Origin of the sequence: Parasphingorhabdus sp. DH2-15 (assembly GCF_051668705.1) — a bacterium.
Lineage (GTDB): Bacteria > Pseudomonadota > Alphaproteobacteria > Sphingomonadales > Sphingomonadaceae > Alterisphingorhabdus.
Map to the genome: position 1 here is coordinate 1694557 of NZ_CP196351.1, position 21320 is coordinate 1715876.

The following is a 21320-nucleotide window of genomic DNA, read 5'->3' on the forward strand; positions in this document are numbered from 1 at the left end:
TATCAAGCGATAATTTGCGGGGTTTTTAGCCTGTCCGTGACATGGGGGAAGAGATTCCCGCGTGTCCTGACAGGGTCTAAACCAAAATGTGCGGCAACGCTGTCACTGATAATTGCTTCTTGAGATAAGGTCGGTCGCAAATCACGTTCGTCGAGCAAATCATTCTGCCTTAGACCTGGCCAATCAGAAATGATTTGGCCGCCATTTACAGCACCACCTAGCATATACATCATGCCGCCAGTGCCATGGTCAGTGCCTGCCGTTCCGTTAATGGCAGCGGCACGGCCAAATTCTGTTGCTATAATCACCAATGTATCGCGCCATTCTTGGCCCATAGCGGACTGATAAGCGTCAACCATTTGGTCCATTCTATCGAGTTGCACACCCATGCGAAACTGCGCTTGCGCGTGCAAATCCCACCCATTTGACTCAATCATTGCAATATCGGCACCCTGTGGCCCACGCATGAGTTTGGCCGCCAACGCCCCCAAGCCTGCATAATCCCGTTTCTTGATCGCTTTGCTTTCCCCTGCAAGCGCCGAAACCTCAACTGCCTTTTGCAAATTACTAGCGAGCATTGGGTCGTCACCATAAAGTCGGCCTACACGATCCAGAAAATCTGCAGCTGGGTCGGCCATATTGCTGGGACGAAAACTCGCTGCAGCAAAATCTCCACGCAGTGCAGCAGGCAAACCATCACCAATAGCCAAAGCCGATGCTCCAGCATCTCGCTTTACCAGCTGGTCAGCCAAACGGTTAAGCCATCCAGATTTAAACTGATAAGCACGCTCGCCGCCGGTTTCCAAAATATTCTGGCCGTCAAAATGGGATCTTTCGCGATATGTTGACGCTGTGGCATGCACAAACAATGCCTCTTTTCGGCGATATAAGGATGCCATGCGCGACAAAGACGGGTGCAGCGCAAACATACTATCCAGCTTGCTGCCTTGCTGCGCCTCTTCAACAAATTTTTGCCTGAGCGCTGCAAATGCCGGATCACCAATGGGTGCTAATTGCGCCAGACCATCAGCCGCGCCGCGCTGGATAATGAATAGCAGTTTTTTTGAGCCAGCTGTCCTTGCCAATACAGTTGGAGAAACAAGCGTTAGAGATGCCGCTGCACCCAGACTGGCGAGAAATGTTCTGCGAGCTAATGTCATCGCCTATCTCCTCAAAAACTCTGGACTGATCATCAACAATGCCAATGCCTGACGCGGACTTTCAGCGCGTTGCAATTCCAACCTTGTTGTCATACTCAGACTGGCAGGCAAAAGCCCCTCCGCTATTTTTTCTACGTCAGTCAGATCGCGCAAACCATGCGCTATTCTATTGGCAAATTGGATTCGCTGGTAAAGAGCATCAGGCGAAACCCAGTCTACATCGCGGTCACCATAACCAGCAGGTGACCCTGGCCGCCAAGGCGGATTGTTCATTTTCCGCAAGAAGTTTAATGGCTTGTTTCTGTATAATTCCCTGTCCGGAAAAGCACGCGCTATAGATATTGTCCATTCCCAGGGCGTTTTGAACTTTCTTACTGGTTCTTCCCATAGTTCAGGCGAATCCACCAATGTCTCATAAAGGCTCGTTAAATCACCGCCTGTCCGCATAAAGTCCTCGCGCAATCGGCGTTTAAGACTGTCAGGCGGGTTATCGCCGTAAAAATGCTGTGCCAGCTTGCCAGCAATATGCTCTGCTGTCGCAGGATGGCGAGCTATATCATCAATAATATTGAGCGATTGCAGTTTGCCGCTGGCAGCATAATTTTTGCCCATGACGACCACTCTGCCCTGCTGATGCAGTGCATCGGAAAATATTGTCTCGCCATAGCTATTATCAGCTTTTACATAACGTCCCACCGGGCCGCGGCTTAAACCCGTTACCGTCCAACCTGTCATAGCATTGGCAAATGCAGTAACATCCGATTGGCTGTAGCCGCCATTTACACCAAGCGTATGCAGTTCCAGAATCTCTCGCGCCAGATTTTCATTCAGGCCGATTTTGCGTTTCCGCCTGGGTGTATTTGTCAAACGTCCAAGCAGGCTATTGGGCCCAACTGATTGCACTTGGTCTAGATAGACCAACATACCCGGATGCAAAGCGGCGGCCTTCACAAGGTCGGAAAATTTGCCCATAATATAAGGGCGAACACCTTCAAATTCGTGCGATCCTGCAAAGCTCTGTATCGGCGATTTATCAATCGAAATAGCGAAGTGGTTCGACCAAAAATGCACCAATCGTTCTGCAAATGGAGTCTGACTGCTCACGGCTGTTGATATTCGTGCCGCTACAGATTGTGCATAGAAATCGCGCCCCGATGTTCCAAAAAATTTGCGAGCATGTTTTTGCACTTCCGTAGCGCGTTTGCGCTTCTGCGCGGCAGTTACATTGCTGTCATCTATAACGGCTTTGCCAATAATACCTTGTTCCCGAAGTCCATTAAGATATTCGCCAGTCATTCGGCTGATGGTTTTTGCATCAGGTACAGCAACTATCGCCGGCGGTCGTGCAATAAAATCGCGCAATTGGCGCTTCAATGCCATTTTCGCATCACGCACCGTTGAGGCACGACCAACCGCACCCAAACCAAAGCGATTTTCAGCAATTTCAGCAGCTATCATTGTCAAAACTCCTGTCAGCCTATGATGATAGACAGATTTGGATGAATTGCCACTGACCAGCATGTCACAAATTGTCGCGCGCAACGCAGAACGGTGTTTTTAACCACCTCTCATATAGCCTAAGCGACAAGCATCGGTTGATAAGCAAAACTGTTTAGAGAAATTCTCTAGTAGCCAGACCAGCAGAAAATGCAGTCATAACCAGCGCAATGATCAAAATATGATTCCATGGCATGAAGCCCACTTTTTCAATATCTGCGCGGTTATGCCGTCTGCGCTCCATGACAATAGACAATATCGCAGTCGAAAGCATAAGCGCTGTCGCTATAGTCCAAGAGCCCGGCATGAAATGATAGTCAGCTATTAAGCGTTTTGATGATCGCAGAGAAATCAAGGCCTTGCGCATCTGCCTCAACAAAGGCGCTGTAAAGCTCCTCAGCACGCTCCCCCATCGGCACTTGCGCGCCGGATGATTGCGCCGCTTCAAGCGCCAGACGCATATCCTTGAGCATTAACGCGGCGGCAAAACCACCCCTATAATCATTGTCGGCGGGGCTCTGTGGGCCGACTCCCGGCACAGGGCAATAGCTTGTCATAGACCAGCTCTGGCCAGAGGCTTGGCTGGAAATATCGTAGAATTTTTGCAGATCGAGGCCCAATTTTTGCGCGAGCATAAATGTCTCGCATGTCGCGGCCATGGTCGCGCCCAACAGCATATTGTTACAGATTTTCGCGACTTGGCCCGCACCATTTTCTCCCGCATGGATAACGGCCTTACCCATATCAGCCAGCACTGGCCGGGCCTTGGTAAAGCCTGCATCACTGCCGCCAACCATGAAGGTAAGCGTGCCGCCATTGGCCGCCGCTATGCCGCCGGAAACCGGAGCATCAACCGCATCCAGACCTTTTTCCTTCGCCGCTGCGGCAACCGCGCGCGCGGTATCAACATCAATGGTTGAGCAATCAATCAGCAAGGAACCGCTGGGCGCATTGGCAAAAACGGCTGATTGATAGACAGATTGCACATGCTTGCCAGCAGGCAGCATGGTGACAATGACCTCTGCACCGCGCACCGCCTCATCCGCATCTGAAACCGGCGTGCAGCCAGCGGCCCCAGCTTTTGCCAATGCTTCACCAGAAAGATCATAAGCCGTGACATGATGGCCTGCCTTAACCAGATTGGCCGCCATTCCGCCGCCCATATTGCCAAGGCCAATAAATCCGATTCTCATAATGCCTATCCTAACCGCTTTTTTTATTACATTATTTTGTCAGGCCATATTGGCCAAACACAAATATTATCAATCGGCGCTTTAGCGACCTTTCCACTGGCCTTCCCGCTTCTCAATAAATGCAGCCATGCCCTCCGCTTTATCCTCGCTCGCGGTCAATATCTGGAACAGGCGTCGCTCATGCAGCAAGCCTTGGTCTAGCGTCATTTCATAAGCCGCATTGACCATTTCCTTATTCACCCGCGCAGCCATTGGCGGCATTGCAGCAATCGCTGCAGCGGTTTTCATGGCCTCTGCCAACAGATCGTCATGCGCCACAGTTTTTGCCGTTAAGCCGCTCGCTTCTGCTTCTTCGGCGCCCATCATCCGGCCGGTCAGACACATTTCCATCGCTTTGGATTTACCGATAGCGCGGGTCAGGCGCTGTGACCCGCCCATGCCGGGCGCGACGCCGAGTTTTATCTCTGGCTGGCCAAATTTGGCTTTGTCAGACGCAATAATAAAATCAGCCATCATCGCCAATTCACAGCCGCCACCCAAGGCAAAACCATTAACCGCTGCGATCCAAGGCTTACGAACTGCATTGACCAAATGGCTGGTCCAGCGTGAAAAGAAATCCTCAAGATAGAAATCAGCCGCAGCTTTGTCGGCCATTTCTTTAATATCCGCGCCAGCAGCAAAGGCCTTTTCACCCGAACCTGTCAGCACTGCGCAAAGCTGGCTATCGTCACGTTCATAAACCTCAAAGGCTGCGATCAGATCCTCAAGCACTTGCGCATTGAGCGCATTGAGCGCCTTGGGCCGATTGAGCGTAATCAGCGTTACTGCGCCTTGTGTTTCGGTCAATATGGTTTCGTAGCTCATAACGGGGTCCATTCTTCATTTGCTGGCAATGGCTTGAAAATAGCATCAATCCACTCGTCGCTCACCTCTTGCGGCGTCGCAGGATTCCAGACAGGCGCATTGTCTTTATCAATGATCAAAGCACGCACGCCTTCCAAAAAGTCGTGCATCTGCACAACGCGCGCACCAATTGCATATTCCTGTTTCATCTGCGCTGCAAAATCTGGCATTTCTGCACCTTCTTTCAATTGCCGCAGCGCGACTTTGCAGGTTTGCGGTGATTTTGTGCCGAGCGTATCACGCTCTTTAAGCGCCCAATCACTGTCGTCCTCTTCCAAGGCAGTCAGTATATTTTCATAAATATCCGATGCGAACGTCTTGTTGATTTTATCGATATTCACCATCAGCGATGATTCTGGTGGGGTCACCGAAAGCTCGCCCAAAATGCCGTTAATCCGATCCGGATTTTCGGCAATGCGCGCCTTGGCTTCGGCCAGGCTATTCGCTGGTAAATAATGGGTCGCCAGACGTAGCGCCAAACAATCTTCGCCCTTTAAGCGTGCACCGGTTAGCGCCAGATATTGCCCGACCCGGCCCTCAAGTCGCGGCAGATACCAGCCGCCGCCAACATCAGGAAAAAGCCCAATTCCCGTTTCCGGCATGGCAAAACGGGTGTTTTCTGTCGCCACCCGAAATTGCGCTGGCTGCGATATGCCAACACCGCCGCCCATAGTGATACCATCCATAAAAGCGATAATCGGTTTGGTATATTCAAAAATCAGATGGTTGAGGCGATATTCGGTATGGAAAAATTGCCGCGCTTCACGACCTTTTTCCGCACCTTCTTTTGCGCCGCTTTCTGCCAGCATGCGTATATCGCCGCCCGCGCAAAAGCCTCTGCCCTCACTATGGTCCAAAATGACTGCCTGCACAGCATCATCATCCGACCATTGTTGCAAGGCAGTGATCATAGCCTCGCACATTGGCAAGTTCAGTGCATGAATGGCTTTTGGCCGATTCAGGCTGATATGCCCTGCCTGGCCTACAGTCTTGGTTATCAGTGCGTCCGTCATTGCCGTATCAGCTCCCGCGCCACAATCATGCGCATGATTTGGTTGGTACCTTCAAGGATCGAATGGACCCGCAAGTCGCGCCAGAAACGCTCAATCGGGTAATCCTGCAAATAGCCATAGCCGCCGAAAAGTTGCAGCGCCTGATCGACGATCTTACTGCCATTATCGGTGGACAGCCTTTTGGCCATGGCGGCAAATTTGGTCTTGTCGGGCGCATTGTCGGTTACCTTAGCCGCCGCCAGATAAAGCAAGGCACGCGATGCCTCCAAATCCGTAGCCATATCGGCCAGAGTGAACTGCGTATTTTGAAAATCGATGATGCGCGTATCAAATTGCTTGCGGTCACTGGTATAGGCAATCGCTTCATCCAGACAGCGCTGCGCCCCGCCCAGCGAACAGGCCCCGATATTAAGACGGCCACCATCAAGCCCCATCATGGCAAAGCGAAAGCCATCGCCTTCTGCGCCCACACGGTTCTCTACCGGCAATTTTACGTTATCAAGAATAACCTGACGTGTTGGCTGTGAATGCCAGCCAAGTTTTTTCTCATTCGCGCCGAAACTAAGGCCTTCCATGCCTTTTTCCAGCACGAAGCAGCTAATGCCTTTCGGTCCATCAGCGCCCGTTCGTGCCATCAACACATAGACTTCATTTTCGCCAGCGCCGGAGATAAATTGCTTGGCACCATTCAATATATAATGATCGCCTTCCAGCCGCGCACTGGTCTTCATACCCGCAGCATCAGACCCGCTGCCCGGTTCGGTCAGGCAATAGCTGGCGATTTTGTCCATGCCGATCAGGTCAGGCAGATATTTGTCTTTCAGCGCTTGAGAGCCGAAGCAATCAATCATCCAGCTCGCCATATTATGGATCGAGATAAAGGCGCTGGTCGATGGGCAACCATAGGCCATGGCTTCCATAATCAACGCAGCCTCTAAACGACCCAACCCGATGCCGCCACTTTCTTCCGACACGTAAATCGCCCCGAAACCAAGGTCTGCCGCCTTTTTGATCGTGTCGCGAGGGAAAATATGCTCCTCATCCCATTTCGCGGCATGGGGCGTGATATTATCAGCAGTAAATTTGCGCGCCATATCCTGAATAGCAATCTGGTCTTCAGTAAGGGAAAATTGTGTGGTCATTTCTCTATTTTTCCTTCAGCACGCGCTTGTTAAAAATATCTTTGGCTAGCGGTGTATAATTGCGTTCATACCATCTAGGGGCTGGCAAGCCTTTTTGCCAAGCCAGTGCCTCAGTTAACGTGCCTTGCGCTGAAGGAACATCGGGCACTTGCTGACCCAATGGATCGGCAAACGCGTCATCGGCAGAAATAATCTCCCAACCATCGGCGCGCAATGCTGCGATTGCATCTTCTATATAAAGTGCAGCCAAGTCCGTTTCGTGCAGCAAATAGACATGTGCCGGAGAGCGACCAAGCGTCTTTACAGCAAGTTGATCATAAAAATTAGCAGCATCAACAAATGTCTCAATGTACAGAGCCTTTAAGGCTTCCATATCAACGCTTTTGTCTTGCGCGAAGGCTTGCTTTGTTAGAGCCTCCATATTCCAGTCAGAGCTGTCAATTGTCACATAACCATTGCGCAAACCGCGTTCAGCAAGCGCTATTCTCAAACGGTCTCTTTTGTTTTTGTCAGCTCTGCCTTCATCCAGAAAAGGAAACCTAAACCAAGGACGGTAGCCATCCCTGCCGCGCAACCATTGTTCCGCCGCATCAATGTCAGCAATATAATCGTTGACGTTGGTGTCTGAAAGGCCGGGATGGGTATTTGTGTGGTTGGCAATGACATGGCCTGCCGCGACGTAGGCTTGGATTCTATCTTCACCACCGCGACCATGAGGCTCTATTAGGCTTCCTGGATTCACGAAAAATGCCGCCTGTTCAACACGGGCACGTTTCAATGCTGCAATCAATTTAATTGCTCGCTCATCCTGCGTAAAAAAAGCTCCGGTGCCTCTCGGAATATCGTCAAAAGTAATCGCGACCCGTTTCTGTGCATGCGAAGGGGCGCAGATGAGCAAACAGCTTATAAAAACAACCAAAAGCCGGGTCATAAATTACCCCATTGTCGGAATAACAAAGGCGTTTTCTGCACTGCCATCAGCACTGCCATCTGGCCAGCGCTGGGTGATGGTTTTCACCTTGGTCCAGAATTTCACGCCTTCCATACCGTGTTGATTGGTGTCGCCAAAAGCAGAACGCTTCCAGCCGCCAAAGCTGTGATACGCCACAGGAACGGGTATCGGCACATTGATGCCCACCATGCCAACATTCACCCGTGCGGCAAATTCGCGTGCGGCATTGCCATTGCGGGTGAAGATGGCGACGCCATTGCCATATTGGTGCTGGCTGGGCAGAGCGACAGCCTCTTCAAAATTCTTGGCGCGCACAATTTGCAGCACAGGGCCAAAAATCTCTTCTTTATAGCTTTCCATATCTGGCGTCACATGGTCGAACAGTGATGGCCCGATAAAGAAACCTTTTTCATGCCCTTGTAGGCTGAAACCACGGCCATCAACGACCAGCTCTGCGCCTTCATCAACACCCTTTTGTATCCAGCCTTCAACGCGTTCTTTGTGCGCCTGATTAACCACTGGCCCGTAATGCGCTTCGTCATCGGTGGAAACCCCCACCCGCAAGGCCGCAATAGCTGGCAGCAATTTCTCACGCAGGCGATCAGCGGTATCTTCGCCAACTGGCACCACAACCGGCAGTGCCATGCAGCGCTCCCCTGCTGATCCAAAGGCTGCCCCAGACAGATCATTCACCACTTGGTCTAAATCAGCATCAGGCATAACAATGCCATGGTTCTTTGCGCCGCCCATAGCCTGAACCCGTTTTCCAGCCGCCACGCCGCGCTGATAAACATAATGGGCAATATCGGATGAGCCAACAAAGCTGACACCGCCAATCGCCGGATGATCCAAAATGGCATCAACCATTTCCTTATCACCATGCAGACATTGCAAAATGCCTTCAGGCAAACCGGCTTCCAACATGAGTTCGGTCAGGCGTACCGGTACGCTGGGGTCACGCTCAGATGGCTTTAGAATAAAGGCATTACCGGTCACAATGGCCGGGCCAAACATCCACATCGGAATCATAGCCGGGAAGTTAAATGGAGTAATACCTGCGCCAATGCCCAAAGGCTGACGCATCGAATAGACATCAATGCCCGGGCCAGCACCTTGGGTATATTCGCCTTTGGAAGCATGCGGAATGCCGCAGCAAAATTCGATAACATCCAACCCACGCTGAACATCGCCCTTTGCATCGGCTATTACCTTGCCATGTTCGGACGACAGCAAATGCGCCAGCTCATCCATATGGGCCTCGACGAGCTCCTTGAAGCGAAACATCACACGCGCGCGCTTTTGCGGATTGGTTGCCGCCCATGCCGGTTGTGCAGCCAAAGCAGCATCCACCGCCTTATCCAGCTGCGCTTGTCCGCCAAGATTAACTTCAGCCTGCACATCGCCTGCATTGGGGTCAAAAATCGGCGATGTACGGCTCACAGTGCCACCTGTTCCGCCAGAAATCACATGATCAACGATACGCATATTAAGGCTCCTATAAAGTGCGCGGCTATTATGATGTGCCGCGTGTCTTTCCGCGATGCTTATGGACATAGTTGTGGCAATTCTCAAGCCGCTCGACTTGACGGTGATAAAATGCCAATGCACCCGCATATTGTGGCAATATTGATGCGAAAGGGGCTGATTATGGACAATAATAATAGCGCCGTCGCTTCTAACCGGCCCTTGGCTGGCATCGCCGTGCGAATCATTGCCGTTTTTGCCATTGCCAGCATGATCGCCTTGGTGAAGCTGGCGGCCGATAATGGTGTCTCTGTTATCGAAAGCGTTTTCTATCGCCAGTTCTTTGCGCTCTTTCTGCTTATCCCCATCATCATGTTGCGCGGCGGCCCCAAAACCGTGCGGACAGATAAGTTTCCCCTGCATCTAAAGCGCATGACTGTCGGCCTTACAGGCATGATCTTCAATTTCTGGGCAGTGTCATTACTGCCCTTGGCGGAGGCAACCACTATTGGTTTCATGGTACCGGTATTCGCCACTTTGCTAGCGATATTCTTGTTGGCAGAAAAAGTAGGGATGCACCGCTGGTCCGCCATTTTGGCCGGTTTTGCAGGCGTGTTGATTATTACTAGGCCGGAAGCCACAGGGTTTAGCTGGCAGGGTGTATTGGTCGCGCTTAATGGCGCTTTGTTTACCGCATGGGTCAGCATCATCATCCGCGACTTGGGCCGCACAGAAGATCCAGTTACCGTTGTATTTTGGTTCACCATATTTTCTCTGCCGCTTTTGGGCACTGCCATGCTGTGGTTTGGCCAATGGCATGATGGCTATAGCTGGCTGCTAATTTTCGGCATTGGCCTGTGCGGCGGCATTGGTCAGCTAGCGCTTACCAAATCGCTGCAACTTGCGCCGGTATCTGTGGTGCTCTCGGTTGATTATAGCGCTTTGATTTGGGCCACACTTTATGGCTGGCTGATCTGGTCCACCCTACCCACGCGTTGGACATTGCTTGGCGCCCCGCTCATCATAGGTGCAGGGCTGTATATTGCCTGGCGTGAAGGAAGGCTTGCACAAAGGTAAAGCGCGGCTCAATATGCTCTAAAAAATGGGAGTGGGATGATGACGCCATTGGGCAAGACCATAGCGAGAATGATGCTGGCTTTATGGCTGGCCCTTATGGGCAGCGGAGCATCTGCCAATGAGCCTTTAGCAAAAAACCAAAGCTATCCTGATATCACCATTTATGAAGCGCAATCCATTATCACTATGGAGCCGGCCTTACCTGAAGCGAAATTTGTGGCCGTGGCGGACGGTATTATACTAAGCGTCGCGCAGGACCTTGAAAGTCTGAAACCATGGACGGATGGCCGCAAGGTCACCATCAATCGCGATTATGCGGATAAGGTGCTAATGCCCGGCTTTATTGAGCCGCATATCCACCCTATGCAGGCGATATTGATGCTTCCCCTGCCCTTTATCGCGCCGGAAGAATGGGAACTGCCTGGCCGGACCTATCCGGCAGCGTCAAATGCCGAAGACTATGAGCGTTTATTGCGCCGTGAGCTTGCCAAAAGCGATGCGCCGCTATTCCTCAGCTGGGGCCATCACGCATTATTTCATGGCGAACTGACCCGTGCAGAGCTTGACCGGATTGCACCTGATAGACCGGTTGTTATCTGGCAGCGCAGCTTTCATGAAATTATCGCCAATAGCGCAGCGTTAAACCTGCTTGGTATCGGCACATCAGACGCGTTTGCGAAAACATTGTTCAAACCAGGTATTGATCCCAGCCATGCCAGTTTTGAAAAAGGCACAATTGGCGAAACGGCTTTATTTGGCGGTATTGATCTGCTGCGCCCCTATCTTTTCTCACCGGCCAATATCAGCAATGGGCTTAGTCAATTGCGGCAGATGTTGCTGGAAAATGGGGTAACGACCGCAGCCGATATGGCGTTTGGCGGATTTGGCGGCGTCCAGACAGAAGCGCCTTTGTTCAAATCCCTATTTGATCGTGCAGACACTCCTACACGTATAGTTGTGGTGCCCGTTTCGACCGTGATCGACAAAGAGCCTAACCTTTGGTTGAAGGAAACACAGGCTGCTTATGCAAGTGAGAAAATGCTGTTTACTGACCGCGTAAAACTGTTCGCGGATGGCGCATTTTTTGCGCAATATATGCAGCTCAACGCGCCAGGTTATAGCGATGGTCACGAAGGAAGATGGCTGACAGAGCCGGAAATGCTGGCCGCTCTCACACAGAAATTCTGGAATGCCGGATGGAGTATTCACACCCATGTCAATGGCGATAAAGGGCTGGATGTCGTATTGGGCATTAGCGAGCAATTACGGCCAAGCAATAGCCAGAATTTGGTGATGGAGCATCTGGGGTTTTCAACCGAAGCACAGAACCGGCGTTTGGCGGATCTGGATATCTGGGTTTCCGCTCAACCCAATTATATCCGTATATTAGGCGATGTATATGCGCGTTCCGGCCTAGGACCAGATCGTGCGGCGCAGATGAATCGCCTTGGCTCGCTGGAACGCAAAAATGTGCCTATTGGCCTGCATAGCGACTTCAATATGGCGCCTATTGATCCGCTCTATCTGGCATGGGTGGCATCCAATCGCGTGACCTTGGAAGGCAATGTGAAAAGCCCCAGTGAAGCATTGTCACTCGACAAAGCCATGCGCGCAATCACTATTGAGGCTGCCCAGATTATCGGCATGGACGACGTTGTTGGCTCAATAGCCAGCGGGAAAAAAGCGGATTTCGTGGTATTGGGCAGTAACCCTTATGAACAAGGCGCGGACAAATTGCGCGACATAGCAGTGGAGGCCGTTATCTTTGAAGGGCAGGTTTTTACGCCATAACGCCCCCCAAAAGACCAGTTAGCCATTAGTTGACTTGGCGTTCCTTGCCCTCCCAATAGGGCGCGCGCAATTCACGCCGTAATATCTTACCTGAGGCATTGCGGGGCATTGCCGGAATGACATCCACCGTCTTGGGCGTTTTGTAAGGGGCCAGCGACTCCCGCGCAAATGCAATGATGTTTTCAGGGTCAATTTCATGCCCTGGCTTGGCCACAATAACGGCTTTTACAGCCTCACCCCATTTATCGTCCGGCACGCCAATAACGGCAGCTTCCAATACATCAGCATGCGCATAAAGCACATTTTCGACCTCTGCCGGATACACATTTTCACCGCCGGAAATAATCATATCCTTCACACGGTCATGAATATAAACATAGCCATCAGCATCCATATAGCCAGCATCGCCTGTGTGCAGCCATCCATCTGCATCCACAGTTTCCGCTGTCTTTTCAGGTTGCTGCCAATAGGCAATCATATTGTTTTTGCCGCGCGTTACAATCTCGCCAACCTCGCCAACGGCTACCTGTTGATTATTCTCATCAACAATGCGCACTTCCACACCAGGAATGGGCAAGCCCGCAGAACGCATGCGTTTATTGCCCTTTGGATCATGATCATCAGGATGCAGGCACGTAAAGGTGCCCGTTGTTTCGGTCATACCATAATGCTGAACAAAGCCGCATCCCAGCACCTGTATCGCCTGTTTGAGCAGCGCCAGAGGCATGGGTGACGCGCCATAATGCATGAAGCGCAACGGTGAAAAATCAGCAGTCGCTGCACGCGGCACATTTATCACCATCTGAATTGCAGTTGGCACCAGAAAAACATGGCTGGCGCCATCTTCAATCGCCTCAATCACTGCATCCGGTGTAAATTCAGCAATAAACTGTGCAGGAATACCGCCATGTAAAGTCAACGCAAGATAGCCAGACCCAGCAATATGCGCGATCGGCATGGCAACAAGTGCTTTGTCATCTTCATATAATGTCGTCCAGTCAAAGCCAGCCGCCTCTACACCGGCTCGCAGCCCGTAAAGATTGCGATTGCAGATCATCACGCCTTTGGGATTACCGGTCGTACCCGATGTGTAAAGTTGCAGGGCAGAACGATCAATATCATCTGCTGGCAATATGGCCGGACCATTATGTTCCGACATTAAGTCATCAATAGTGGCGTGCTGACAGCCCGCTTTTGTGGCATAAATTGTATGCAATTTCGGACATTGCGATTGCACCTCAACCGCAGTGTCAGCAAAGTCAGGCTCACAAATCAGCATCTTTGCTGCTGTGTCATTCACAATATAGCATAGTTCAGGCACTGTAAGGCGCCAGCCCAATGGCGCAATTGTTAGTCCTGCCCGGCTGACCGCAACCAATATAGCGCCGTAAATAGCGCGGTTTTTGCCAAGAAACGCAACCCGGTCATCTACTGCCAATCCGCAATTGACAAAGGCGTTGGCCAATTTTGTTGTGAAACCGCTCAGTTCAGAAAATGTCCAACGATGGTCATTATCGATCAAAGCCATTTGTTCGGGGCGATGTTCGGCCCAATAATCGACACATGTGTGCGACGATGTTTTTTGCAACTTTTGTGGCAAAGCAATCCTCCTAAATTATACTTCGTGCGAGTATTTGCCACCATAGTGCGCAGATAATAGGCTCTCGTCAAATGTTACCGAGAAAAGGCCTGTCATGCCGTTAAATCAGCATTGGAACCGAGTGTTCATTGTCAGCAGTAATATTGGTTATTGCGCTCTAAAAACCAAAGACAAATTGTTCGCAGGCATTGCGATAATATGCTCCAGAACAAAGTCATGAATCCGCGCTTCGGTCTTCATGTCAGAGACTGAACGCAAACCCCATTGTGAATCACGGCTGCGCAGACTTTGATCAAAGGCTATATTACCGGGCGATGTGGGTACATCGTCCTGCAAAAAGGGGCCGTAAAGATAGAGCAAAGATTTTGAGGGCAAATGCTGTTCTGCAAAGGCGAACAGCGCCTGTGCTGCTGACCATGGCGCAATGTGCACCATGTTGATGCACAATATGGCATGAAACTGCGCATCCAATGTGGCATGTTCAATGTCGATTTGCTGTGGCGGCAAAATATTCGGTACAGCGCTCTCTTTTGTCCATGCCGCGATTGAGCGACACGCCTCTTCAGACATGTCACTGGGTTGGAACTCCACATCAGGAAAATGCGGCGCAAAATGGCAGATATGCTCGCCTGAACCACTGGCAATTTCTAACACTCTGCCTTGTTCTGGCAGATGTTCGCGCAAGACTGCCAATATAGCGTCTCGGTTTCGTAAGGTCGCTGGCGCATGCTTCTTATCTTCTGGTCCGGCCTGTGCAGCAATCCATGGTGTTGAGTCTGCCATTATTACATCTCGCCAAATTGAACATGTCAGTCTAAGTGCGAGCTATGACAGAGCATGGCAAGGACAATATCACCCCCATTGACGGGAAAAGCAGAACCCAGCCCGATAAGGGGCCGCAAATACGCTTTCCGCCGCCGTTGGTATATTTTGGGTTTATCGCCATTGGTCTTTTCGCAGACAGATTTGTTACCCTGCCCTCAATAACCTATGGCCCGGCATTTGAATGGCTAGGATCAGCCTTTATTGCCGTTGGCACCGCGCTTATCATTATTTCTCTGGGCCTGTTCAAGATTGAAGGTGAGAACCCTGAGCCATGGACTGTTAGCAAAACCATTATTGCCCGTGGACCCTATCGCCATACGCGCAACCCTATGTATCTGGGTATGGCCATGATAATGCTGGGTATAGGCATATGGCGCGATAGTGCAGGCGTTTTGATACTCCTGCCTGTGGCGATTTTGATTATCGATCGCTGTGTCATCTTACCAGAAGAAGCCTATCTGGTTCGCAAATTCGGCAAGCCCTATAGCGATTATCAAAAGCGCGTTCGCCGCTGGCTTTAAACCAACGACGACGCTAGCAAAGGCTTAAGCCAAGTTACTCAGCCGCCTCTGCTGTGACGTCCGGTTCTGACCAAGCTAAGACTGGTTTGCGCGCTGCTAAAGTTTCATCCAAACGGCGCAGCGGCGCATGATAGGGCGCACCATGCAGCGCTTCATCACCCGCTTTGGCCCGCTCAACAACCGAACGAAACGCCATGATAAACTCATCAATAGCCGCTTTGCTCTCTGTCTCGGTCGGTTCGACCAGCATTGCACCATGTACAACCAGCGGGAAATAGACTGTCATCGGGTGGAAACCCTCGTCGATCAGGCCTTTAGCCAGATCAAGTGTTGAAAAGCCTTCCGCAAAATCTTTGTCGGAAAAAAGCGCTTCATGCATACATGGTCCAGCGCTGGCAAAAGGCGCATCCAGCAAATCTTCCATAGACCGCAATACATAATTGGCATTGAGCACTGCATCTTCTGCAACCTGCCGTAAGCCGTCTGCCCCGTGGCTCAGAATATAGGTCAGCGCACGCGTGAACATGCCCATCTGCCCGTGAAAAGCTGTCATACGCCCAATGCTGTGTGGATGCCGTTCACCGCATGTTTCTTCTTCTACCAGTGTGATATGGCCATCTTCATAACGCTCTGTAAAAGGCAAGGGCCCAAAAGGTGACAATGCCTCAGAAAGCACAACGGGGCCGGAACCCGGACCGCCGCCGCCATGCGGAGTGGAAAAGGTTTTGTGCAAGTTGATGTGCATCGCATCAATGCCCAAATCACCCGGGCGGACGCGGCCAACGATGGCATTAAAATTGGCGCCGTCGCAATAGACATAACCACCGGCTTCATGCACCGCGTCAGAAATTGCCTTCATATCACGCTCAAACAACCCGCATGTATTGGGGTTAGTAATCATTACGCCTGCTACATCAGGGCCAAGGCGCGCCTTAAGCGCTGCCAAATCAACCCGTCCGTCTGCATTGGCAGGGATATCTTCCACCGTAAAACCGGCAAAAGCCGCTGATGCCGGATTGGTGCCATGGGCACTTTCGGGCACCAATATGATTTTGCGATCTTCACCGCGCGCTTCCAACGCTGCCTTGATGCACAATATACCGCACAATTCGCCGTGCGCGCCCGCCTTGGGGGTCATGGCAACACCGTGCATGCCGGTTAATTTGATCAGCCAGACCGCCAGCTCGTTAATAACACCCAATGCGCCCTGCACAGTATGAACGGGTTGCATAGGGTGAATATCGGCAAAGCCGGGCAGACGCGCCATTTTCTCATTCAGGCGCGGATTATGTTTCATGGTGCAGGAACCAAGCGGGAAAAAGCCCAGATCAATGCCGTAATTCTGACGAGACAGGCGAGTATAGTGCCGCACGGTTTCCGGCTCGGACAGACCCGGCAAACCAATATCAGCATCGCGCACCAACCCACCAAGCCGGCTTTCCGTTTCCGGTGCAGGCGCAATATCGACGCCGCAGCGATCAGATGATCCGCTTTCAAAAATCAACGCTTCTTTGAGCATTAGCGCTTTATTTCCCGTAACCGTGGAAGTGCTAGTCATATCATTTGCGACGCCATCAATATTGGTCGGGCGGCCTATATTGTTCATGCTCATGCGCCTGTCTCCTGTGCCATAATCGCGCCAAGTGCGTCCACCAACGCTGTAATATCTTCCTCGCTGGTCGTCTCTGTCACAGCGACCAACATGGTGTCGTCCAATTGGTGTTCATCAGGGAATAGCCGTGCCAGTGATACGCCCCCTAATATGCCTTGGTCCGCCAGTTCGCGGACAATAGGCCGCGCATCCCTACCAAGACGGATAGCAAACTCATTGAAGAAACTCTGATTAAGCAATGTCACGCCATCTATGGCAGACAAAGCATCCGCAGCCTTCACTGCCAGAGCATGGTTTAGCTGGGCCAGATCGCGTAGCCCTTTCTCCCCCAATAACGTCATGTGAATGCTGAACGCCAAAGCGCACAGACCGCTATTGGTACAAATATTGGACGTCGCTTTTTCACGGCGAATATGTTGCTCACGCGTTGATAAAGTGAGCACAAAACCGCGCTCGCCATTGGCATCGACCGTCTCACCACAAAGGCGGCCGGGCATTTGGCGCAAATATTTTTTCTGACAAGCAAAAAGGCCGATATAAGGCCCGCCAAATTGCAGGCCTACGCCCAATGATTGCCCTTCGCCAACAACTATGTCTGCACCCATTTCTCCTGGGCTCTTAATCGCGCCCAAAGCCACTGGTTCAGTGACGACTGCAATAACCAGCGCTTTTTGCGCATGTGCAGCTTCAACGACCCTGCTCATATCGTCTATACGGCCCAAAATATCAGGATATTGCACCACAACACAGCTGGTATCGCCATCAATAGCGGCAACCAGCGCATCATAATCCGTCGCCGCTTCGAGTATTGGCGGGCCGCTGCGTAGATCATCCTGTGTAAATCGTGCCATGGTTTGGCAGACAGAGGCGTAATGCGGGTGCAGGCCCGATGATAGCAATGCCTTGCCGCGCTTGGTAATACGGCGTGCCATAACGATCGCTTCCCAACATGCGGTTGAACCATCATACATGCTGGCATTGGCGACATCACAACCAAAAAGCCGCGCCACCTGGCTTTGAAATTCAAACAGCATTTGCAGCGTGCCCTGCGCAATTTCCGGTTGATAGGGCGTATATGCCGTCAGAAACTCGCCGCGCTGTATGATATGGTCAACACTGGCCGGCACATGGTGGCGATATGCCCCTGCCCCCAGGAAAAACGGCATTTGCCCGGCCACACTATTTTGTGCAGCGAGTTTTTGCATGTGCCGCTCAACCGCCATTTCACTGGTATGCATTGGCAAATCGCGAATAGGGCCATCAAGGCGTGCCGCCTCAGGAACATCGGCAAACAACGCGTCCACATCAGGAGCGCCAATTGTGCGCAGCATATCCTGTCGATCAGTTTCAGTAAGCGGCAAATAACGCATGAAATTAAATCCTTATTCGCAGTATTTTAGAGCGTTTTTAGGTAGGTTTTATAATCTGAAGCGCTCATCAAATCTTCTAATTCGGAAGTGTCGCTCAGTGTCAGCTTAAAGAACCAGCCCTCACCTTCCGGGTCACTATTGACCAGTGAAGGGTCTTCGGCCAGCGCTTCATTGCCTTCGATAACGTCACCGCTAACCGGCGAATATACATCGCTGGCAGCCTTTACCGACTCAACCACTGCGGCCTCATCGCCCTTATCAAATTGCTTGCCCTCATCAGGCACTTCAACAAACACCACATCGCCAAGCTGCTCTTGCGCATGATCGGTGATGCCAACGGTCGCGATATCGCCCTCGACCAAAATCCACTCATGTTCTTCAGTGAAATATAATGACATGGCGTATTCTCCTTTAGACTATATTATTCAGGCCTGCCTCTAGGCAGATTTGGGACGACGGTGATAACCATTAGGCACAAAGGGCATAGTGGTAACCGTGGAAGCGATGATCTTGTTCCGTTGGCGCAGAGAAATAGTGGTGCCAGAGATAGCCAAGTCGGCGGGGATATAGGCCATGGCGATTGGCCGCTCCAAAGTTGGAGAAAACCCGCCACTGGTGACCATGCCAATAACTGCACCGTCATCATCGACAACCTCTGCACCCTCACGCACCGGTTGGCGTCCTTCAATGGCCAAACCAACGCGCTTGCGCATAGCTTTATCGGGATATTGCGCCAAAACTTGCGCTGCACCTGCAAAATTGCCCTTTTCACGGCGTGTTTTGGACAATGCAAAGTTCAAATCCGCCTCAACCGGCAGTGTCTCAGGTGTCAGGTCATGCCCATAAAGTGGCAATCCGGCCTCAAGGCGCAAACTATCGCGCGCGCCCAAACCTACCGGTTTAACCTCATCCATGGCGCGCAGTGCGTCAGCCAGTTTCTGCACATGCGCGGCGGGTACAGAAATCTCAAAACCATCTTCACCGGTATAGCCGGAACGGCTAACACCCAATGGTATGCCCCCCCATTCAAAGGGCCCGCTCTCCATAAAATAGAGTTCAGCAGCACCGGGAACGAGACGAGCAAAAGCCGTAACAGCCTTTGGCCCTTGCAACGCTAACAGAGCATCATCAGTGCGATGAACCAGTGTTACAGTCGCTGGCAGATTGGCTTGCATATAAGCGATATCGTCATGCTTGGTTGCGCCATTGACCACCAGATAAAGATGCTTGGCAGCATTGGTGACCATCAGATCATCCAATATCCCGCCTTTGTCATTAAGCAGCAAGGTGTAACGAATTTTGCCCGGCTTCAACGTGGTCATTGCGCCGGGAACAATCGCTTCCAATGCTTCAGCGGCACCATCACCAATCAGATTGAGTTGCCCCATATGACTGACATCAAACAGGCCCGCATTGGCCCGCGTCCATAGATGTTCAGCCATAATGCCTTCATATTGGATCGGCATGGAATAGCCTGCAAAAGGCACCATGCGCGCGCCTTGCGCAACATGCCAATCATTCAACGGAAGCGGTGCAATAGTATCGGTCACGCGGCAGTCCTTTTCGGAGCCTGTCTTTATGCAAAGAAAGGCCGGGTTCAGTGCAGACATGGCCTGGGCCATATCTTTGCTGCCCCCTCTGTCACGGGTACCTGAGAGTTTTCCCGGGCTGATTAAGGCCAAAGCCAAAATCGCCTGATTACCCCTTCGGTGGCCTCTAATGTTAACCATTAAAGACGCTTTCCAGAGTGTCCTGCCGATACGGTCCTTGAGACCTGAGAGTTTCCGGGGCGGTTGCTCCTTCGGTAGCCAGATACGCATATTACCGCGAATCCAAGCATTCTCCCGCATCAGCCTTGATTTGCACCAAAGACAAAAATTAACTGCCGCAGGTGCGAAAAGGAGTCAATTCACTCTCTGGAATTAATTGGTAACAGTCTGAAAAGTCGCAGAATATTTATAATGTGCTTGCGGATAATTTGTGCCTGCCCTTGCAAATTGTTGCAGCGCAGCAATCCCACCCACTATTCAAACGTGAGTCAATCCTTCGGGCACGTGTCCGATATGCTCCGCATAACGGTTCAGGGCATAGCGATCCGTCATCCCTGCTATAAAATCCATAATCATCCGGCCATTATGACAGGCATCATCGCTGAGCCGTGATTGCCAGTCCGATGGCAAATGCACTGGATTATTGCGGTAAAAACGTGCCAATTTTTCGATAATATGGGCTGCTTTTTCTGCTGCTTCGCGTTGCTGAGGATGCAGATATAATTGTTTATACATAAACGCTTTTAACGCACGCTCTCGCGCAGCCATATCGTCAGAAAAACTACATATTATGCGGCCAGCGCTGCGTATATCGTCTGCACTGCTAATATTATGTGCCGAGAGTCTTTCACGGCTGGTTTCGATGACATCATTCACCATCAGGCCAATTTGACCACGTACAAGCTCCCGCAAAAGCATAGCTTCGCTCGTCCCGGGGTAGCGGGTTCGGAGCATATGCCATTGTTCCGCAAGTGACGGTTCTTCCAACAATACCGACAAATCCAAAAAGCCTGCACGATATCCATCATCTATATCATGATTGTCATAGGCAATATCATCCGCAACAGCCGCGATCTGCGCTTCTAGTGACGCATAGCTGGTCAGTTCCAGCGGCATTGCATCATCGCATTGCTGCAATGCCCATGTGCGTTTCTCAACCGGTCCATTATGCTTGGCAAGTCCTTCCAGAACCTCCCAGGACAGATTCAGTCCGGGCCGATCTATATAGGGAGAATCGAGCTGCATCACAGTGCGCAATGTCTGTGCATTATGGTCAAAGCCGCCGCAATCGGCAAACACGGTATTGAGCGCGCGCTCTCCTGCATGCCCAAAGGGCGGGTGGCCAATATCATGTGACAAGCACAAGGCCTCGGTCAGATCTTCATTAGCGCCCAAGGCACGAGCAATTGTGCGACCAATTTGCGCAACCTCCAGACTATGCGTCAGACGGACACGGTAATGGTCGCCATCCGGCGCGATAAACACCTGCGTTTTGTGCCGCAAACGGCGGAACGATATCGAGTGAATGATGCGATCGCGATCCCGCTGAAAATCATCGCGCGGGCCACGCACATTGCTGCGTTCTTCGGGAAATTGCCGACCCCGCGATTGCTCTGCATGGCTGGCATAGGATGCATGGGGCATATCCCG

Annotated in this window: 18 protein-coding genes and 2 riboswitches; of the genes, 3 read left to right on the plus strand and 15 right to left on the minus strand. The window is 51.4% G+C overall.

The window, feature by feature from the left end:
* Positions 1–2: 2 nt before the first annotated feature.
* From ACR9YC_RS07855 to ACR9YC_RS07890, 8 genes are all read right to left on the minus strand, one after another.
* Positions 3–1160 (minus strand): DUF1501 domain-containing protein, encoded by a 1158-nt coding sequence (locus ACR9YC_RS07855; RefSeq protein ID WP_438726029.1) that lies wholly within the window; start codon positions 1158–1160, stop codon positions 3–5.
* A 3-nt stretch (positions 1161–1163) separates the two neighbouring features.
* Positions 1164–2618, minus strand: a complete 1455-nt coding sequence (locus ACR9YC_RS07860; RefSeq protein WP_438726031.1) for a DUF1800 domain-containing protein — start codon at positions 2616–2618, stop codon at positions 1164–1166.
* Positions 2619–2974: 356 nt separating this feature from the next.
* A complete protein-coding gene (gene mmsB / locus ACR9YC_RS07865) occupies positions 2975–3853 on the minus strand; it encodes a 3-hydroxyisobutyrate dehydrogenase (RefSeq protein WP_438731695.1) in 879 nt (292 codons plus the stop codon).
* A gap of 78 nt (positions 3854–3931) precedes the next feature.
* A complete protein-coding gene (locus tag ACR9YC_RS07870) occupies positions 3932–4714 on the minus strand; it encodes an enoyl-CoA hydratase-related protein (RefSeq protein WP_438726034.1) in 783 nt (260 codons plus the stop codon).
* Positions 4711–5766, minus strand: a complete 1056-nt coding sequence (locus ACR9YC_RS07875) for an enoyl-CoA hydratase/isomerase family protein (protein WP_438726037.1) — start codon at positions 5764–5766, stop codon at positions 4711–4713. Before ACR9YC_RS07875 ends, ACR9YC_RS07870 begins: the two co-directional genes overlap by 4 nt.
* Positions 5763–6908 carry an acyl-CoA dehydrogenase family protein gene (locus ACR9YC_RS07880; RefSeq protein WP_438726040.1) on the minus strand — a complete coding sequence of 382 codons (1146 nt, stop codon included), beginning with the start codon at positions 6906–6908 and terminating at the stop codon, positions 5763–5765. Before ACR9YC_RS07880 ends, ACR9YC_RS07875 begins: the two co-directional genes overlap by 4 nt.
* A gap of 4 nt (positions 6909–6912) precedes the next feature.
* Positions 6913–7839 (minus strand): polysaccharide deacetylase family protein, encoded by a 927-nt coding sequence (locus ACR9YC_RS07885; protein WP_438726042.1) that lies wholly within the window; start codon positions 7837–7839, stop codon positions 6913–6915.
* A 3-nt stretch (positions 7840–7842) separates the two neighbouring features.
* Entirely contained in the window at positions 7843–9345 is a 1503-nt protein-coding gene (locus ACR9YC_RS07890; protein ID WP_438726044.1) for a CoA-acylating methylmalonate-semialdehyde dehydrogenase, read from the minus strand.
* Positions 9346–9507: 162 nt separating this feature from the next.
* Here ACR9YC_RS07890 and ACR9YC_RS07895 point away from each other — a divergent pair, with 162 nt between their 5' ends.
* On the plus strand, positions 9508–10401 hold the full coding sequence (locus ACR9YC_RS07895) for a DMT family transporter (RefSeq protein WP_438726047.1): 894 nt from the start codon (positions 9508–9510) through the stop codon (positions 10399–10401).
* Between the two features lie 36 nt (positions 10402–10437).
* Positions 10438–12192, plus strand: a complete 1755-nt coding sequence (locus ACR9YC_RS07900; protein ID WP_438726049.1) for an amidohydrolase — start codon at positions 10438–10440, stop codon at positions 12190–12192.
* Positions 12193–12217: 25 nt separating this feature from the next.
* On the opposite strand, the gene ACR9YC_RS07905 is transcribed toward ACR9YC_RS07900, so the two are convergent.
* Together ACR9YC_RS07905 and ACR9YC_RS07910 are read right to left on the minus strand one after the other, a co-directional pair.
* A complete protein-coding gene (locus ACR9YC_RS07905; protein ID WP_438726051.1) occupies positions 12218–13792 on the minus strand; it encodes a long-chain-fatty-acid--CoA ligase in 1575 nt (524 codons plus the stop codon).
* A 147-nt stretch (positions 13793–13939) separates the two neighbouring features.
* Entirely contained in the window at positions 13940–14575 is a 636-nt protein-coding gene (locus ACR9YC_RS07910; RefSeq protein WP_438726054.1) for a DUF938 domain-containing protein, read from the minus strand.
* A 44-nt stretch (positions 14576–14619) separates the two neighbouring features.
* Here ACR9YC_RS07910 and ACR9YC_RS07915 point away from each other — a divergent pair, with 44 nt between their 5' ends.
* Positions 14620–15138, plus strand: coding sequence for a methyltransferase family protein (locus ACR9YC_RS07915; RefSeq protein ID WP_438726056.1), 519 nt, complete (start codon positions 14620–14622; stop codon positions 15136–15138).
* A 34-nt stretch (positions 15139–15172) separates the two neighbouring features.
* Here the strand turns inward: ACR9YC_RS07915 and gcvPB are convergent, their stop codons facing one another.
* The 5 genes from gcvPB to ACR9YC_RS07940 form a co-directional block, all read right to left on the minus strand.
* Complete coding sequence (gene gcvPB, locus ACR9YC_RS07920) at positions 15173–16750, minus strand: aminomethyl-transferring glycine dehydrogenase subunit GcvPB (protein WP_438726059.1); 1578 nt, start codon at positions 16748–16750, stop codon at positions 15173–15175.
* Positions 16747–18120, minus strand: coding sequence for an aminomethyl-transferring glycine dehydrogenase subunit GcvPA (gene gcvPA / locus ACR9YC_RS07925; protein ID WP_438726062.1), 1374 nt, complete (start codon positions 18118–18120; stop codon positions 16747–16749). Before gcvPA ends, gcvPB begins: the two co-directional genes overlap by 4 nt.
* Positions 18121–18146: 26 nt before the next feature.
* Positions 18147–18518, minus strand: a complete 372-nt coding sequence (gene gcvH / locus ACR9YC_RS07930; RefSeq protein WP_438726065.1) for a glycine cleavage system protein GcvH — start codon at positions 18516–18518, stop codon at positions 18147–18149.
* Between the two features lie 39 nt (positions 18519–18557).
* Entirely contained in the window at positions 18558–19670 is a 1113-nt protein-coding gene (gene gcvT, locus ACR9YC_RS07935; RefSeq protein ID WP_438726067.1) for a glycine cleavage system aminomethyltransferase GcvT, read from the minus strand.
* An 84-nt stretch (positions 19671–19754) separates the two neighbouring features.
* Positions 19755–19870: riboswitch (glycine riboswitch) on the minus strand.
* A 1-nt stretch (position 19871) separates the two neighbouring features.
* Positions 19872–19977: riboswitch (glycine riboswitch) on the minus strand.
* Positions 19978–20147: 170 nt separating this feature from the next.
* Positions 20148–21314 carry a deoxyguanosinetriphosphate triphosphohydrolase gene (locus tag ACR9YC_RS07940; RefSeq protein ID WP_438726069.1) on the minus strand — a complete coding sequence of 389 codons (1167 nt, stop codon included), beginning with the start codon at positions 21312–21314 and terminating at the stop codon, positions 20148–20150.
* Positions 21315–21320: the final 6 nt, after the last annotated feature.

Excerpts from the sequence above, each read along its gene's own strand:
- ACR9YC_RS07855 (WP_438726029.1), bottom strand. The coding sequence starts at position 1,160 with ATGACATTAGCTCGCAGAACATTTCTCGCCAGTCTGGGTGCAGCGGCA.
- ACR9YC_RS07860 (WP_438726031.1), bottom strand. The coding sequence starts at position 2,618 with ATGATAGCTGCTGAAATTGCTGAAAATCGCTTTGGTTTGGGTGCGGTT.
- ACR9YC_RS07870 (WP_438726034.1), bottom strand. The coding sequence starts at position 4,714 with ATGAGCTACGAAACCATATTGACCGAAACACAAGGCGCAGTAACGCTG.
- ACR9YC_RS07875 (WP_438726037.1), bottom strand. The coding sequence starts at position 5,766 with ATGACGGACGCACTGATAACCAAGACTGTAGGCCAGGCAGGGCATATC.
- ACR9YC_RS07880 (WP_438726040.1), bottom strand. The coding sequence starts at position 6,908 with ATGACCACACAATTTTCCCTTACTGAAGACCAGATTGCTATTCAGGAT.
- ACR9YC_RS07885 (WP_438726042.1), bottom strand. The coding sequence starts at position 7,839 with ATGACCCGGCTTTTGGTTGTTTTTATAAGCTGTTTGCTCATCTGCGCC.
- ACR9YC_RS07890 (WP_438726044.1), bottom strand. The coding sequence starts at position 9,345 with ATGCGTATCGTTGATCATGTGATTTCTGGCGGAACAGGTGGCACTGTG.
- ACR9YC_RS07895 (WP_438726047.1), top strand. The coding sequence starts at position 9,508 with ATGGACAATAATAATAGCGCCGTCGCTTCTAACCGGCCCTTGGCTGGC.
- ACR9YC_RS07900 (WP_438726049.1), top strand. The coding sequence starts at position 10,438 with ATGATGACGCCATTGGGCAAGACCATAGCGAGAATGATGCTGGCTTTA.
- ACR9YC_RS07910 (WP_438726054.1), bottom strand. The coding sequence starts at position 14,575 with ATGGCAGACTCAACACCATGGATTGCTGCACAGGCCGGACCAGAAGAT.
- ACR9YC_RS07915 (WP_438726056.1), top strand. The coding sequence starts at position 14,620 with ATGACAGAGCATGGCAAGGACAATATCACCCCCATTGACGGGAAAAGC.
- gcvPB (WP_438726059.1), bottom strand. The coding sequence starts at position 16,750 with ATGAGCATGAACAATATAGGCCGCCCGACCAATATTGATGGCGTCGCA.
- gcvPA (WP_438726062.1), bottom strand. The coding sequence starts at position 18,120 with ATGCGTTATTTGCCGCTTACTGAAACTGATCGACAGGATATGCTGCGC.
- gcvH (WP_438726065.1), bottom strand. The coding sequence starts at position 18,518 with ATGTCATTATATTTCACTGAAGAACATGAGTGGATTTTGGTCGAGGGC.
- ACR9YC_RS07940 (WP_438726069.1), bottom strand. The coding sequence starts at position 21,314 with ATGCCCCATGCATCCTATGCCAGCCATGCAGAGCAATCGCGGGGTCGG.